This window comes from Bartonella sp. AD13SXNS (genome assembly GCF_042196465.1).
In the GTDB taxonomy this organism is placed as follows: domain Bacteria; phylum Pseudomonadota; class Alphaproteobacteria; order Rhizobiales; family Rhizobiaceae; genus Bartonella.
Map to the genome: position 1 here is coordinate 41,473 of NZ_JBHIQI010000002.1, position 14,728 is coordinate 56,200.

Sequence of the window (14,728 nt, forward strand, 5' to 3'; positions counted from 1 at the left end):
TTTATTTTAGTTTATAAACCTCATTATCCGCTGGAAAAGCACGGGAGGTAACATCCTCTGCATAATTCTTGATTGCAATTTCCATGGCTTGTTCAAGATTTCCATAACGACGAACAAATTTTGGCACATGGGCACCATAACCTAACATATCTTCCATAACTAATACTTGCCCATCACATTGATTGGACGCCCCTATACCGATCGTAGGGATAGAAAGCTTATCTGTCAGTTTCACCGCTAAAGGTTCAACCATTGCTTCTAAAACAACAGCAAAAGCACCTGCCTCTTCAATCGCTGCTCCATCTGCTTCAATACTTTGCCAATCATTCTCCTTGCGTCCTTGTGTTTTAAAACCACCAAAACGATTCATTGCTTGGGGTGTAAGACCGATATGCCCCATCACTGGAATGCCACGTTTACACAAAAAATCTATTGTTTCGGCTATATAAACGCCACCTTCAAGCTTAACTGCACCACACCCCGTTTGTGCAAGAATGCGCGATGCATTTAAAAAAGCTTGCTCTGGACTTTCCTCATAAGATCCAAAAGGCATATCAATAACAACAAGAGCTTTTTGAGACCCACGCACCACGGCTTTCCCGTGTGCAATCATCATATCTAAATTAACAGGAAGCGTTGTCTCAAACCCATATACAACCATGCCAACACTATCACCAACCAAAAGGATATCGCAATATGGATCAGCAATCCGTGCAGTATAAGCTTGATAAGCTGTTAAAGAAACAATCGGCTGTTGTCCCTTTCTTGAGCGTATTTCGGAAGACGTTATACGCTTGACAGTTTTATGTACACTCATTTTTCACCCTTCTCTTGCAATATATATTGATCAATAAGTCTTACCTCACCAAAGCGGACAGTAAGGAGTAAAACCGCCGGTTTATTCAATGTTCCTTTGATCACACGTAAAGTTTCCATATCCCGTAAATCTATTGCTTCAATGATTGCACGCGTTTCTTGTTGTAAAATATCACGAACGGTTTTGCATAACTTATCAACTGACCGTTCACCTTCATGGTAAAGCTTTTCAGCTGCTTTCCCACTTTCAGGAATAATTTTGGCAGCTTTACGATCTTCTAATGTTAAAAACTGATTGCGTGAAGAGTGCGCAACACCATCTGCTTCACGTAAAATAGGAACTCCAACAATCTCAACAGGAAAAGCCAAATCTTCAACCATACGCCGAATAATTAAAATTTGTTGGAAATCCTTTTCTCCAAAAAAAGCCTTATCGGGCTGAACAATATTAAAAAGCTTAGCAACAACACTCGTTACACCACAAAAGTGCCCTGGACGTAATTTTCCTATCAAAATACGTGATAATTTTTCCACCTTCACAATTGTCTCATTTCCCAGTGGCCACATTTCTTCTACAGAAGGAGCAAAAACACATTCAACACCTACCGTTTTTAATAAAGCACAATCGCTCCTCAAGTCTCTTGGATATTGCACAAAATCTTCATGCGGTCCAAATTGCTTTGGATTAACAAAAATAGACACCAATACGCAGTCACACTTTGCCCTTGCACACTGTACTAATGCAAGATGCCCCTCATGGAGTGCCCCCATTGTTGGAACAAAACCAATCGAAAGACCTAAACGCCGCTTCTCTGAAGTATATCGGCGAACCTCAGCAATTGTCTTTAAAATTTTCATTTTCCCATTCTATTCAATTATTATCAGATCAACAAATTAACGCTTACATACCAAATCGGCGCTTAAACAATTGTATCAAATTCATGCGTACTGATGGCTGCTTTATATCTCGTGGCTCCCAAACATGACGCATAAGAAAAAATCCAGTTAGTATAAAACCATTGATTATGTCACTAAAATCAGCAGGACGGGTTGCTCTTTGCACAAGAAACTGTGGGAGAATGAGGAGCTTTTTTTTCCAAGGTTCCCCTGCTTCTTCACAAACAGCCCGTCCAGACTTTGGCGATACATAATAAAGCCTTTCCTGACGACCTGTTGCAGCACAACAAGATAAATCAAGACCAAAACCAAGTTCTTCAAGAAGCCGCATTTCAAAACGTACCAGCAATTCCGCATTGATAAATGGTTCATCAAAGTTCTGCATAAAAATGTGTAAAATATCATATAAAATGGGATGGGGATCACGCTCGGGAAGAAGCCGTAAATGAAAAGCTATCAATTGCAAAGCATAAAGCGCTTCTGGTAAACAAATTAATCGAGCTGCATGCAAATCAAGAGCTTCAAGCCGAAAAATCCCCAAATGTTCTTCTAAACGCGCCCACCATTCAGCCTCAACAAAATTTCCAGGTTGAAGAAGAGCGGCCATACGACGCGAACGTCCCCCTTTTACCACTCCCATATAACGACCACGTTCACGTGTCATAATTTCAAGAATAACACTTGTCTCACCATATTGGCGTGTACCAAGAATAACGCCTTGCTCTTTCCACTTCATTTTAATTAAATTATTTTTAAAAATCTTATTTTAAAAAATCCAATCCCATTTCGTGATAACGCTCTGGATCGGCGTCCCAATTATCACGCACTTTCACAAAAAGAAAAAGATGAACTTTTTGATCCATAATTTCCATGAGTTCCTTACGAGCGGCTTGACCAATCGCTTTAATTGTATCGCCTTTTGCTCCTAAAACAATTTTTTTCTGACTCTCACGCTCGATATAAATAACTTGATTAATTTTAACAGAACCATCTGAACGCTCTTCCCAGCTTTCTGTTTCAACAGTTGAAGAATAAGGAAGTTCATCATGAAGACGAAGAAAAAGTTTTTCACGCGTAATTTCAGCAGCAAGATGACGCATGGGCATATCTGAAACCTGATCTTCCGGATAATACCATGGCCCCTCCTGCATCATGTTACTCAACGCATGAAGTAAATCCTTGCAGCCAGAACCGTTTAGAGCAGAAATCATAAATGTTTGTGCAAACTTCACACGTTCATTTATTTTAGCGGTTAACGCTAAAAGAGACGATTTAACAACTGTATCAATCTTATTAAGAACAAGAATTTTTTCCTGTTTCATATTTTTTACAATATCTAACATCCTATAAACTTCATCCGAAATGCCACTTTGAGCATCAATTAAAACGAGCAGGACATCGGCGCTTTTAGCGCCTCCCCAAGCAGCAGATACCATAGCCCGCTCTAACCGCTTATTGGGACGAAAAACGCCTGGTGTATCGACCAATACAATTTGCACATCGTCATGAAGGATAATACCGCGGATCAAAGTGCGTGTTGTTTGGACCTTATGCGTTACAATTGAAACCTTTGTTCCAACCAATTGATTAACCAATGTCGATTTACCGGCATTAGGCATCCCAATAAGTACAACAAATCCAGAACGCATTTTCATAACGTCACTCATGATCATTTTTTCCTACTGTTTTCCAGACACCCTCTCGTCGCAAAATTTTTTCAGCTGCCATTCTTTCGGCATATCTTTTGGAACTTCCCTGCCCAATCTCTGAAGCAAACCCAGAAATACTTACCTCTACCATAAAAACAGGATCGTGATCTGGACCTGAACGTTTTATAACCTGATAATGTGGTTGTGCATTACCTTGGATATGCGCCCATTCCTGTAATTCTGTCTTGGCATCACGTCGACCAGCATCCATTTTTTTTGCCCGACTTTGCCAATATCTTTGAATAAAAGGACGAACGCTTTCTAATCCTCCATCGAGATATATCACAGCAATTAAAGCTTCCACGACATCTGCATGCATATTGATGAGACGACGCCCTTCGAAATTTCTCATCTCAAAACCAACGTGGATCATATCAGGAAGCTTCATTTCGCGCGCAATATCAGCACATGTCTGTGCATTGACCAAATGATTCAAACGGACTGATAATTCACCTTCACTTGCCTGAGGAAAAAGTTGATACAGCATTTCTGCAATCAAAAGCCCTAAAACCCGATCCCCTAGGAATTCTAGCCGTTCATAATTCCCCTGTTCCGAATCTTGTACACTCGAGTGTGTTAATGCCCTTTTTAATCTCTCTTCATCTTTAAAACGATGTCCCGTCAGCTTGACAAGCTGATCAATCATTAGACGTTTCATCGTTGTTTCCTTGCTTGATAAGCGGCAAATCATGAACCGTATTTATGAAAGAAAACAAACGCTTCCAACGCACATCAAATGGCCAACGCCAAATCTGCCAACCACTTGAACCATTACTGATAGAAAAGAAAATCACGCTCGCGCGACCAATAAGATTTTCTTCTGGAACATAGCCTACATCCAAACGACTATCATCTGAATTGTCGCGGTTATCTCCCATCATAAAATAATGTCCTTGAGGAACTTCAAAGACTTCTGTATCGTCAACTTTGGGGATGAAAGCTAAATCAAGTGTATCATAGCTAACACCGTTAGGCATTGTCTCGCGATAAACCTTAACAGGATAGTTCACTTCTGTTATATCAGAATTATCAATCTCTCCCATAAAGTGACGCGAAACAGCCTCATCATTAATATAAAGAACACTTTGACGAACTTGTATACGATCACCTGGTAGTCCAACAACGCGCTTTATATAATCAATCTTCGGATTACTTGGTAAGCGAAAAACGACGACATCTCCACGTTGAGGTTGAGATGCCCAAATACGTCCGGAAAAAATAGGAGGAGAAAAGGGGAGGGAAAAACGAGAATACCCATATGCATACTTAGAAACAAACAGATAATCCCCCACAAGCAAAGTAGGACGCATTGAACCGGAAGGAATACTAAAAGGCTGAAAAAAAATTGCTCTAATAAACGCGGCTAAAAGCAAAGCCTGTATTAAAACAGAGATAAATTCAAGAATTCCACCTTTTTTTTCTTTTTTATGCACTTTATCTTTTTGGATCATCACCAACTGCCTTCTCATCTCAGATATAACTTTTTTTATCATAATATTCAAATAACAAAAGCACAATCTCTCACGCTATCTATCCACGTGGAAGTGCTTCGATAATAACAAATGCCTGCGCCCAAGGAAAATCATCTGTTATGCTGAGATGAATAACTGCATCATGATGAGGAGGTAATAACTTTTGAAGTTGCACTTGCGCACAACTTGTTAATTGCATTGTTGGTTTTCCAGACGGCAAATTAACTACCCCCATGTCTTTCCAATTGATACCATAAGCGATTCCCGTTCCTAAGGCTTTAGCACATGCTTCTTTCGCAGCAAATCTTTTTGCATAAGAAGAAGACCTTTTTTTAAGATTTTCGGATCTAGTCCTTTCAATATCCGTAAAAATACGTTGGATAAAACGCTCACCATAACGAACCAACATCCTCTCAATACGTCGTATATCAACAAGATCATTTCCAAGACCAATAATCATAAGATATTACCCGATCTGTCCTACGATGAACGCTTCTTTAAACGCCTTTTTTTTTTATAATCTTCTGATATCGTTTTTGTTTAAAACGAACCGTTGCTCTGTAAACACCTATATAAGATAAACCACCAAAAACAATACCTAAAAGAGTTCCCCCTAAAATCATAGGACTCATAATTGTGTCCCATGCGCCTTTAAAAAGGAGAGAGAGATTTGATAATGTCAAACCATTAAACAGAGCACGTATTTGAGAAAGAGAAATCTCTTTGACATCGCTAAAAAACGATAAACAAAAATAGCCTACTTTATAATCAGCCATGACAATTAATAAAAATGTAAGTGGATTAGAAAAAATCGTCCCAATGATTGCGGCAGCAAAGTTTGCACGCAAAATCCAAGAAAAAAATATTGCCAAAATAATATGCAGCCCAAAGAAAGGGGAACACGCTAAAAAAATGCCAACAGCAACCCCTAATGCAACTTCATGCGGTGTTGCTGATATACGCAAAATACGTTTATGTATGTAGCATAACGAGCGAGAAAATGAACGACGCGGCCATAACCAAAGTCGAATACGCGTTACAAAATCTATTGGTTCTCGACGACGAAAAAGCATATGACTCTCAATATACATCTTTTGATGATAAAATAATTTATATCATCCAAATTAATCTTTTTAATCTTTTGCACAAAAAAAATAGCACGACAATTAAATATTTCGACTGCCTGGTTTAATTGCTGGAAGAACAGAAAGGGCTGCAGGAAGTTCATCACTAGCATAAGAGGCTATCTCGTATTTAGCAAGCGCAATCAATGGAACTCCAACATTGACCTTCCCGACAGAACGATCAAGAATACATGCACTTGCCAGTACCTCTGCTCCTGCTGTAACGAGCGCTTCAACAGTCTCACGAATGGAAAGACCCGTTGTCACAATATCTTCGACAATAACAACCCGTGCGCCCTTCTTGATTTCAAAACGACGCAATTCAAAGACGCCATTTACACGCTCTACCCAAAGAGAAGGAACCCCAAGGTGACGTGAAGTCTCATACGAAGGAATAAGGCCGCCAATTGCAGGACCAACCACATAATCAATTTTTCCCTCGATAGAATTTTTGATTTTTTCAGCCAATCCACGACATAACTTTTCCGTCAAATTAGCATGCATAAATACTTTCGCCTTTTGCATATAAGTCGCACTATGGCGCCCCGATGTTAAAATAAAATGCCCCTCTAGAATAGCATCTGCTTGTTTAAAAATATCAATGACATCTTGTGTATTCATTGTAAAATCTTTCTTTTTATCCATGAACCCGCCGTACTGTACTTACTGAACCTGCCTTTTTTAACTGAGAAAAAATACGATTCAAATGTTTTAAATCCCAAACTTCCAAATCAATCATAATTTCCGTAAAATCTGGTGCTGTACGGATACAAGATAAATTCTGGATATTGGCATCGTTAGCAGAAATTATTTGCGTAATTTCAGCCAAAGAACCAGGACTATTTACAACCAAAATATTCATCCGTGCAGGAAAACGTTCATTCATTTGGGCATCAATATCCCAGCGGACATCAATCCACCGTTCTGGCTGATCATCATATGCCATCAAAGCCGAAGACTGTATCGGATAAATAATGATCCCAGCCCCTGGCTGCATAATACCAACAATCCGATCTCCAGGCACTGCTCCTTCAGGTGAAAAGCGTACGGGTATATCTCCACGGGTTCCTCGAATAGGTAATGCTTTAGATTGATGATTCTCAATCATTTCATCCTTTTCATTTTCTGGGACTTTAAAAATCATCCCTTGAGCATTTTCAATATTAAACCACCCCTCTTCCCCAGGCTTAAAAGAGGGCTTTTGTACTACACGGTGATCTTGATAATCAGGATAAACCGCTTTAATCACATCAGCAGAAAACAGCTCTCCACGCCCAACAGCAGCCAATACATCCTCGACATCTTTACGTGCTAAACGTGGCAAAACTTTCTTCAAAAGGTCTTTTGAAAATTGCTTTCCCATATATTCAAATGAACGCTCAAGAATACGATATCCTAGACCCGAATATTGCTTACGTACCGCTGCACGACTTGCTCGTCGAATAGCTGAACGCGCTTTACCTGTAACAACAAGGAATTCCCATGCAGCTGGTGGAATTTGAGCATGTGAACGGATAATATCAACCTCATCACCATTTTTTAATTTGGTCATTAAAGGCATAATACGACCATTGATTTTCACGCCCACACAAGAATCACCAATATCTGTATGGACAGCATAAGCAAAATCTATAGGCGTAGCTCCCTTAGGAAAAGCAATTAATCGACCTTTTGGCGTAAAACAAAAAACTTGATCTTGAAAAAGCTCCAGTTTTGTATGTTCTAAAAACTCTTCCGGATTATCTCCATCAGACAAAGATTGTATCGTTTGACGCAACCATGCATAGGCATTCGTTTCGCTTGATAACTTTGAAGTCGAATAATTAGAACCATGCTCTTTATATATGGAATGAGCAGCAACCCCATATTCAGCAACTTCATCCATAGCAGCCGTTCTAATTTGCAATTCAACGCGTTGTCTCGAAGGTCCTACAATTGTTGTATGAATAGAACGATAATCATTTTGTTTTGGTATAGAGATATAATCTTTAAAACGACCAGGAACCATCGGCCATGTCGTGTGAATGACACCAAGAGCACGATAACAATCATTGACTGTTTCAACAATTACACGAAATCCAAAAATATCTGATAACTGTTCAAAAGAGAGTGCTTTACTTTCCATTTTGCGAAAAACTGAATAAGATTTTTTCTGACGGCTTTTAACATCTGCTTTAATGCCATTTTCCAAAAAAAGTTTTGTCAATTCATTTTCAATTGTGGAAAGCAAATCACGATTGTGTTTCAATAACTCAGAAAGTCGATGGGTAATCGTACGATGACCTTCTGGATTTAAATAAAAGAAAGAAAGATCCTCTAATTCCTCGCGCATATCTTGCATACCCATACGACCCGCAAGTGGCGCATAAATATCCATCGTCTCTTCAGCAATTCGTCGACGCTTATCATCACGCATAACACCAAGGGTACGCATATTATGAAGACGGTCAGCAAGTTTGACTAAAAGAACACGAACATCATCAGAAATAGCAATAAGAAGTTTACGAAGATTTTCTGCCTGTACAGCTTTCTTTGATACAAGATCAAGCTTATTAAGCTTCGTAAGCCCTTCAACCAACTTCCCAATTTCAGAACCAAAAAGCTGATCAATTTCTGCTCGTGTAGCGCTTGTATCTTCAATTGTATCGTGCAAAAGAGCAACAGCAATCGTTGCCTCATCCAACCGCATATCCGTTAAAATAGCAGCAACTTCCAAAGGATGAGAAAAATAAAGATCACCCGAAGCACGCTTTTGATGTGCATGCTTTCTCATTGCATAATCATAGGCTCTGTTTAAAAGAGCTTCATCTACGTCAGACTTGTAACGTTTAACACGCCCAACAAGCTCACACTGACGCATCATACGAGCATATCCTTTATCTTTTCATACCCCGAATCCTTATTGAACATGAACATCTTATCAATAAAGACAAGAAAAATAACTACTCTTAAATGATAAGGTCTATTTACTCCTGTAATATAAATTACCGCAATTAATAATCGTCACTTTTTTCTGGAACAACCAAACCTTCAATACCCGCTAAAAGCTCTTCTTCTGACATATGATCAAATGAAGTGCCTTCTTCTTGCGATGATATATTAAAAACACTTTCGGCTTCACTTGAATGGGTAATAAATTCATTTGCCATTTCTGGTTCATCTACTTCCACATGCTTTTGCAGAGAATGAATAAGATCTTCCTTTAAATCAGCAGGCGACAACGTTTCTTCTGCTATTTCACGCAAAGCAACAACAGGATTTTTATCATTATCACGATCAACCGTAATCTGCGCCCCTTGTGAAATCTGACGCGCCCGATGACCTGCTAAAAGTACCAATTCAAAGCGGTTATCAACTTTATCAATACAATCTTCTACCGTTACGCGGGCCATTTATGCCTCTTTCTTAAAGATTAAAAAACTTCATAGTGGGTATAGAGTATATACAATAATCAAAATAAAACACAAGGAAAACAACACAGACTTTCATATTTTTTGCTTAAAGAACTTACTTTAAGTAAATTCTTGGAAATTTTATACAAAATATACAGCGTATTCATACCCGTTACCAAAGCTGCTCTAAAAAGTATTCCAATAGATTAAAACCAAACAAAAGAAGGGGTTTCTTGACAAAATACCTCTCTGGAATCCTTACCCTTTTAAAAAGAATACCAACTCTTAAAAATCCTTTGCAATAACAACAGTTTTATGCACACTTTTTATGATAATAGATTTATTAAAGACAAAATTTTTTCTTTGAACATCATATGGGTTATACTCTTGTTCATTGAATAAATTACTGAAAATATTGCCTCTTTTTACATAATAATTAGCAATAAATTTATATTAGACGTTATTATAAAACAGTTTATTTATATTCATTATAGCTTGTTTATCAAAACATGACCCGTCATATACGCTATAAAAGACTCAAAAGAATAGAAAAATGATTTATGCCTAACACCATGAATAGCCAATTAACATCGCTTTGCCCAGAACCACCAAAAAATTGTAATTTATGTCCTAGGCTCCATCAGTTTATCGCTGACTGGCGTGTGAAAGAACCAAGCTGGTATAACGCACCAGTACGCCCCTTCTTTCCCTATAAAGGAGTAGACACAACACGCCTTCTTATTGTTGGTCTTGCTCCTGGATTACGCGGCGCAAATCGAACTGGACGTCCATTTACGGGTGATTATGCTGGGCACTTACTTTATTCCACTTTAAAAAAATTTGGTTTTGCCCAAGGAACCTTTGAAGAAAGAGCAGATGATACTCTTGAACTGATTGATGCAGCAATCGTTAACTCTGTTCGTTGTGTTCCACCAGAAAACAAACCCACTGGTGCAGAAATTAATACATGCCGTTATTTCTTTTCACCTCTTTTAACAAATCTTCCCAAACTTAAAGCCGTTATTACGTTGGGTACCATTGCTCACCATTCAACGATACGCGCCCTTAATGCAAAAGTTTTAGCTCACCCTTTTGGACATGGCGAAATCAATAATATCGGTAGATTACGCATCTTTTCAAGCTATCACTGTTCTCGTTATAATACGAATACTGGCCGCTTAACAGACGCTATGTTTCACCAAATTTTTCAAGCAGCAAAAACATACTTAGATCAATGCTAAAACTGTTTTAGAAACATTCTCAATACAGGATATCCAAATCCTACCTCATCATCCATATCTTTTTAAAAGTCTTGCTTTTTCACGTCCCCAATCACGTTTTTTCTCCGTTTCGCGCTTATCATGAAGCTTTTTCCCACGTGCTAGAGCAATCTCCAACTTAACGCGCCCTCTTTCATTAAAATAAAGTTTGAGAGGAACAAGGGTCATTCCCTCACGAGACGTCGCATTAAAAAAACGTGCCATCTCACGTTTTGAAATTAATAACTTACGCAAACGTCGCGGTTCATGATTAAAGCGATTAGCCTGCGTATATTCAGGAATATAGCTGTTTACTAACCATAATTCCCCATTTTCAAAACTAGCATAACTTTCGGCAATATTAGCATGATTGGAACGTAAAGACTTCACTTCCGCTCCCTGAAGGACAAGACCTGTCTCAAGATTATCAAGAATTTCAAAATTAAAACGTGCTTTACGATTGTCAGCAATTATTTTCCGTACGGGCGCGTTCTTTTTTTTATTCATGGCTTTGTCAATATCATTTTATGCTTTTAAAAGACCAGCATGACTGAGGGCTGCATCAATAATCTTCTTTGTTCTTTCTGTTAATGGAACAATAGGAGAACGTACAGTATCACCACAAAATCCTAATTTTGCAGCAGCATATTTAATACCTGCTGGACTAGGTTCAATAAACACAGCACGATTAAGAGGCATCAAGCGATCATTTAATTCTCGTGCTGTTTTATAATCACCACGCAAACAAGCGGCTTGAAGCTCTGCACAAAGCTTTGGAGCAACATTAGAGGAAACTGAAATACACCCCATACCTCCATGTGCATTAAAACCTAAAGCTGTACAATCATCACCGGAAAGCTGTACAAAATCCTCGCCACACTTTTCACGTTGTTCACTAACGCGCTCAATTCTGCTCGTTGCATCCTTAACACCAATGATATTGTTAAAATCTTGATAAAGGTCTTTCATCGTTTCTACAGCCATATCGATAATAGAACGACCAGGAATATTATAAATTATAATCGGAATAGAAACAGCTTTGGCGATGGAAGAAAAATGCTTGTATAAACCAGACTGATTTGGTCTATTATAATAAGGAGTGACAACCAAAACTGCATCTACACCAGCTTTTTGCGCGTATTGTGCAAGCTCTACAGCCTCGCTTGTGCTATTTGATCCCGCTCCAGCAACAACAGGAACACGCTTTGCAACCTGCTCAACACACAATTCTATAATCCGCTTATGTTCTTCATGACTTAACGTTGCTGATTCACCTGTTGTCCCAACAGGGCTTACACCATTAATCCCTTGTGTGATCTGCCATTCAACAAAATCACAAAACGCCTTCTCATCAATCGCGCCCTTGTTATCAAACGGTGTGATAAGCGCAGTTATAGCTCCCTTGAGCATGATAAACTCCCTATAATGTTTGCTTTTATTTTTTTTATAATCGCCTTTTATAAATTCTAAATAGAGCATAATCTTGCTCTATCATTGAAGCAAGATGAATTTCAAAAAAAGCCCCCATAAGATGAAAATGTCCCTCCTTAAATGTTGAACATTTCTTTAAAATAAGCCGTCTATATTAACGCGTTTTTCATGCTTGTGTTCTATAAATCCTTAAGTTTTTACAAAAAGCAAGGTCTCAAGGTCTTTTCTCTATGCGTGTATTTTCCACCTCTCTTTTCGTATCAACCTTTACTGCACTTATACTGGCAATAAGAATTTTATTTTCAAGTGCATACGCGCAAACACCCCTTTTGCAAGGGAAAGTACCGATCCCTTTGGTTCGCCCTACTCCCTTTACCGCAAAAGAAGCTCAAGAATCTCTTCAACAGATACACACGACATCACACAATACTGCTACACTTCAGCAACTGAAAGCTGGGCTAGATGCACTAACAAACAACAATATTGCAAAAACAATAAATCTTCGTAATTCAATGGAAAAACATAGCCTTGATCGTCATATTTTGACATGGGCGCTGGGGGTGTCAAACCAAGTTAATATACCCAGTTCTGAAATATTTAATGCAATCAACATGCTAAAAGGATGGCCTGGTATAGAAACGATGCAACGCAATGCTGAACGTGCTTTTCTTAACGAAACCAACGTCACACGCGCAATCATCCAAAAATTTTCTCATCACCCGCCCCAAACAGCACAAGGGATGGCTCTCTTCGCTAAAGCACTTATCGCAACAGGACAAACCACTCGTGCTCAACACGTTATTGCTCCATGGTGGCATAAAACACAGCTCAGTGCAAAAGAAGAAGTATTTGTTCTTAAAAATGCAAGCGCTGCATTAAAACCTATTGATCATTTGAAACGCATGCAGTTTATGCTGTATGCACATCGTTTTGATTCAGCAGCACGCGTTGCAAAATTAGCCCATGCTCAATCTCTTTTTAATGCTTTTGTGGCCGTTGAAAAAAATGATCCTAGAGCTACACAAAAATTAAAAGCTGTAGAGAGATCATGGCAAAAAGATCCTCTTTTTCAGTTTGCTCGAATACGCCATCTTCGACGAACAGAGCAATATGATGCGGCCGCAGCACTCATGATGAAAACATCAAAAGATGCATTTCGCCTTATGAACCCTCATTCATTGTGGAAAGAACAACGCGCCCTTTCTCGTGAAATGCTCGATTTAAACAAACCAAAAATCGCTTATCAGCTCGTTACAATGCACACTGGGCACACTGGTATGCCATCTGCATTAGCAGTCGATGCTGAGTTTCATGCAGGATGGTATGCACTAAGATTTCTTCATAATCCTAAATTAGCAATGGACCATTTTTCACGTATTCCTCAACTCTCTTCTTTACCTTTTGCTGCATCACGTGGATATTACTGGATGGGACGAACAGCAGAAACGCTAGGAGAACATAAAAATGCCCAGCAGTACTTTCATCGCGCAGCTTATTTTGGTGCAACGTATTATGGTCAATTAGCCGCTGCACGCCTTAACCAAAAAAAGCTTAAAATTTCTTTTCCCAAACCAACAACTGCTGAACGACAACATTTTAGTGCACGCAAAGCCATCAAAGCAATTCAACGTCTTGAAGCAGCCGGCTATGCTGATTTTGCTAAAGTTTTTTATAGAGAACTCGGAAAAAAAATAGAAAGCCCCGGTGAATTAGCTCTTCTGGCTGTTATGGCAGAAAAAAATGGTGACTATTATACCAGCCTCAAAATCGGAAAAATGGCCGCTTTTCAGGGAAAAAATGTCGGTGCACTTTCTCATCCTCTGGGAGCTATACCAGCTTCTGCTCATATTTCTGTAGAAGAAAAATCGCTTATTTATGCCATTGCACGCCAAGAAAGCGAATTTAATCCAACAGCTATATCAAAAGCAGGCGCACAAGGTATACTCCAATTACTTCCTACAACAGCAAAAGAACTGGCAAAAAAACACTCAATCGCATGGTCTCCTAAAAAATTTAGCAGTGATGCTCATTATAATGTGACATTAGGTGCCCATTTTCTCAATGAACAATTGGAACGTTTTAATGGATCCTATATACTAACTCTTATTGGCTATAATGCAGGCCCCCGTCGTGTCAATGAATGGATAAAACGTTATGGCGATCCTCGAGGACAACCTCTCGATAAAGTCATTGATTGGATTGAACGCATCCCTTATACAGAAACACGTAATTACGTGATGCGTGTCATGGAAAATTACGGTGTCTATAAAGCAAGGCTTACTGGTAAAATAGATATAACAACCGACCTGCTTTCTGGTCGATAAAAATAATTTGCCTTAACTGCCCAAATAGTATTTGAAAGCCTTTTTAAGAGCCATTTTTATGCCTTTTTAAATAGTCCCATACGCCACCCCACCTGTAACGTACAAGCAAATAATTTGAATTCATTCAGTATCAATAGAGTTGAAATGGGAAAATCCTAAGCTATTCGAAGCTCTCATTCCAAATAAAAAATAATGAATTATCATTATAAATCATAATGTTGCATAAATAATTTAATTCTTCTCAACACATAAACGATAATATTATAGAGCTTATCAATGTAAAAAGAGTGAAACGAATAACGCA

At 38.7% G+C, this 14,728-nt stretch carries 15 protein-coding genes; 2 read left to right on the plus strand and 13 right to left on the minus strand.

Annotated elements, in window-relative coordinates; all coding sequences use genetic code 11:
* Window position 1 precedes the first annotated feature (1 nt).
* From panB to rpoZ, 11 genes are all read right to left on the minus strand, one after another.
* Window positions 2-817, minus strand: a complete 816-nt coding sequence (gene panB, locus ACFIMQ_RS02245; RefSeq protein ID WP_375616116.1) for a 3-methyl-2-oxobutanoate hydroxymethyltransferase — start codon at window positions 815-817, stop codon at window positions 2-4.
* A complete protein-coding gene (gene panC, locus ACFIMQ_RS02250; protein ID WP_375616115.1) occupies window positions 814-1,674 on the minus strand; it encodes a pantoate--beta-alanine ligase in 861 nt (286 codons plus the stop codon). The genes panB and panC overlap by 4 nt, the downstream gene beginning before the upstream one ends.
* 43 nt (window positions 1,675-1,717) lie before the next feature.
* Window positions 1,718-2,449 carry a DNA repair protein RecO gene (gene recO / locus ACFIMQ_RS02255; RefSeq protein ID WP_375616114.1) on the minus strand — a complete coding sequence of 244 codons (732 nt, stop codon included), beginning with the start codon at window positions 2,447-2,449 and terminating at the stop codon, window positions 1,718-1,720.
* Window positions 2,450-2,474: 25 nt separating this feature from the next.
* Window positions 2,475-3,380: a GTPase Era gene (gene era / locus ACFIMQ_RS02260; protein ID WP_375703306.1), complete on the minus strand. Its 906-nt coding sequence runs from the start codon at window positions 3,378-3,380 to the stop codon at window positions 2,475-2,477.
* Window positions 3,373-4,080 (minus strand): ribonuclease III, encoded by a 708-nt coding sequence (gene rnc, locus ACFIMQ_RS02265; RefSeq protein WP_375616112.1) that lies wholly within the window; start codon window positions 4,078-4,080, stop codon window positions 3,373-3,375. The genes era and rnc overlap by 8 nt, the downstream gene beginning before the upstream one ends.
* Entirely contained in the window at window positions 4,061-4,873 is an 813-nt protein-coding gene (lepB, locus tag ACFIMQ_RS02270) for a signal peptidase I (protein ID WP_375616111.1), read from the minus strand. The genes rnc and lepB overlap by 20 nt, the downstream gene beginning before the upstream one ends.
* A gap of 79 nt (window positions 4,874-4,952) precedes the next feature.
* Complete coding sequence (gene acpS, locus ACFIMQ_RS02275; protein ID WP_375616110.1) at window positions 4,953-5,354, minus strand: holo-ACP synthase; 402 nt, start codon at window positions 5,352-5,354, stop codon at window positions 4,953-4,955.
* A 37-nt stretch (window positions 5,355-5,391) separates the two neighbouring features.
* Window positions 5,392-5,967, minus strand: a complete 576-nt coding sequence (locus ACFIMQ_RS02280; RefSeq protein ID WP_375703307.1) for a DUF2062 domain-containing protein — start codon at window positions 5,965-5,967, stop codon at window positions 5,392-5,394.
* Between the two features lie 93 nt (window positions 5,968-6,060).
* Entirely contained in the window at window positions 6,061-6,639 is a 579-nt protein-coding gene (gene pyrE, locus ACFIMQ_RS02285; RefSeq protein ID WP_375616167.1) for an orotate phosphoribosyltransferase, read from the minus strand.
* Window positions 6,640-6,655: 16 nt separating this feature from the next.
* A complete protein-coding gene (locus ACFIMQ_RS02290; RefSeq protein ID WP_375616108.1) occupies window positions 6,656-8,881 on the minus strand; it encodes a RelA/SpoT family protein in 2,226 nt (741 codons plus the stop codon).
* A gap of 130 nt (window positions 8,882-9,011) precedes the next feature.
* Window positions 9,012-9,410: a DNA-directed RNA polymerase subunit omega gene (rpoZ, locus tag ACFIMQ_RS02295; RefSeq protein WP_375607725.1), complete on the minus strand. Its 399-nt coding sequence runs from the start codon at window positions 9,408-9,410 to the stop codon at window positions 9,012-9,014.
* A gap of 572 nt (window positions 9,411-9,982) precedes the next feature.
* Between rpoZ and ACFIMQ_RS02300 the strand changes: the two genes are divergently transcribed.
* A complete protein-coding gene (locus tag ACFIMQ_RS02300) occupies window positions 9,983-10,651 on the plus strand; it encodes a uracil-DNA glycosylase (RefSeq protein ID WP_375703383.1) in 669 nt (222 codons plus the stop codon).
* A gap of 48 nt (window positions 10,652-10,699) precedes the next feature.
* On the opposite strand, the gene smpB is transcribed toward ACFIMQ_RS02300, so the two are convergent.
* A complete protein-coding gene (gene smpB / locus ACFIMQ_RS02305; RefSeq protein ID WP_375703308.1) occupies window positions 10,700-11,176 on the minus strand; it encodes an SsrA-binding protein SmpB in 477 nt (158 codons plus the stop codon).
* An 18-nt stretch (window positions 11,177-11,194) separates the two neighbouring features.
* Window positions 11,195-12,079, minus strand: coding sequence for a 4-hydroxy-tetrahydrodipicolinate synthase (dapA, locus tag ACFIMQ_RS02310; protein ID WP_375703309.1), 885 nt, complete (start codon window positions 12,077-12,079; stop codon window positions 11,195-11,197).
* Window positions 12,080-12,330: 251 nt separating this feature from the next.
* Between dapA and ACFIMQ_RS02315 the strand changes: the two genes are divergently transcribed.
* A complete protein-coding gene (locus ACFIMQ_RS02315) occupies window positions 12,331-14,424 on the plus strand; it encodes a lytic transglycosylase domain-containing protein (RefSeq protein ID WP_375703310.1) in 2,094 nt (697 codons plus the stop codon).
* Window positions 14,425-14,728: the final 304 nt, after the last annotated feature.

What these genes read in the sequence shown, in the direction of transcription:
- panC (WP_375616115.1), bottom strand. Translation starts at nt 1,674, where the DNA reads ATGAAAATTTTAAAGACAATTGCTGAGGTTCGCCGATATACTTCAGAG.
- rpoZ (WP_375607725.1), bottom strand. Translation starts at nt 9,410, where the DNA reads ATGGCCCGCGTAACGGTAGAAGATTGTATTGATAAAGTTGATAACCGC.
- panB (WP_375616116.1), bottom strand. Translation starts at nt 817, where the DNA reads ATGAGTGTACATAAAACTGTCAAGCGTATAACGTCTTCCGAAATACGC.
- acpS (WP_375616110.1), bottom strand. Translation starts at nt 5,354, where the DNA reads ATGATTATTGGTCTTGGAAATGATCTTGTTGATATACGACGTATTGAG.
- lepB (WP_375616111.1), bottom strand. Translation starts at nt 4,873, where the DNA reads ATGATCCAAAAAGATAAAGTGCATAAAAAAGAAAAAAAAGGTGGAATT.
- ACFIMQ_RS02300 (WP_375703383.1), top strand. Translation starts at nt 9,983, where the DNA reads ATGAATAGCCAATTAACATCGCTTTGCCCAGAACCACCAAAAAATTGT.
- era (WP_375703306.1), bottom strand. Translation starts at nt 3,380, where the DNA reads ATGAGTGACGTTATGAAAATGCGTTCTGGATTTGTTGTACTTATTGGG.
- smpB (WP_375703308.1), bottom strand. Translation starts at nt 11,176, where the DNA reads ATGAATAAAAAAAAGAACGCGCCCGTACGGAAAATAATTGCTGACAAT.
- ACFIMQ_RS02280 (WP_375703307.1), bottom strand. Translation starts at nt 5,967, where the DNA reads ATGCTTTTTCGTCGTCGAGAACCAATAGATTTTGTAACGCGTATTCGA.
- dapA (WP_375703309.1), bottom strand. Translation starts at nt 12,079, where the DNA reads ATGCTCAAGGGAGCTATAACTGCGCTTATCACACCGTTTGATAACAAG.
- ACFIMQ_RS02315 (WP_375703310.1), top strand. Translation starts at nt 12,331, where the DNA reads ATGCGTGTATTTTCCACCTCTCTTTTCGTATCAACCTTTACTGCACTT.
- recO (WP_375616114.1), bottom strand. Translation starts at nt 2,449, where the DNA reads ATGAAGTGGAAAGAGCAAGGCGTTATTCTTGGTACACGCCAATATGGT.
- pyrE (WP_375616167.1), bottom strand. Translation starts at nt 6,639, where the DNA reads ATGAATACACAAGATGTCATTGATATTTTTAAACAAGCAGATGCTATT.
- ACFIMQ_RS02290 (WP_375616108.1), bottom strand. Translation starts at nt 8,881, where the DNA reads ATGATGCGTCAGTGTGAGCTTGTTGGGCGTGTTAAACGTTACAAGTCT.
- rnc (WP_375616112.1), bottom strand. Translation starts at nt 4,080, where the DNA reads ATGAAACGTCTAATGATTGATCAGCTTGTCAAGCTGACGGGACATCGT.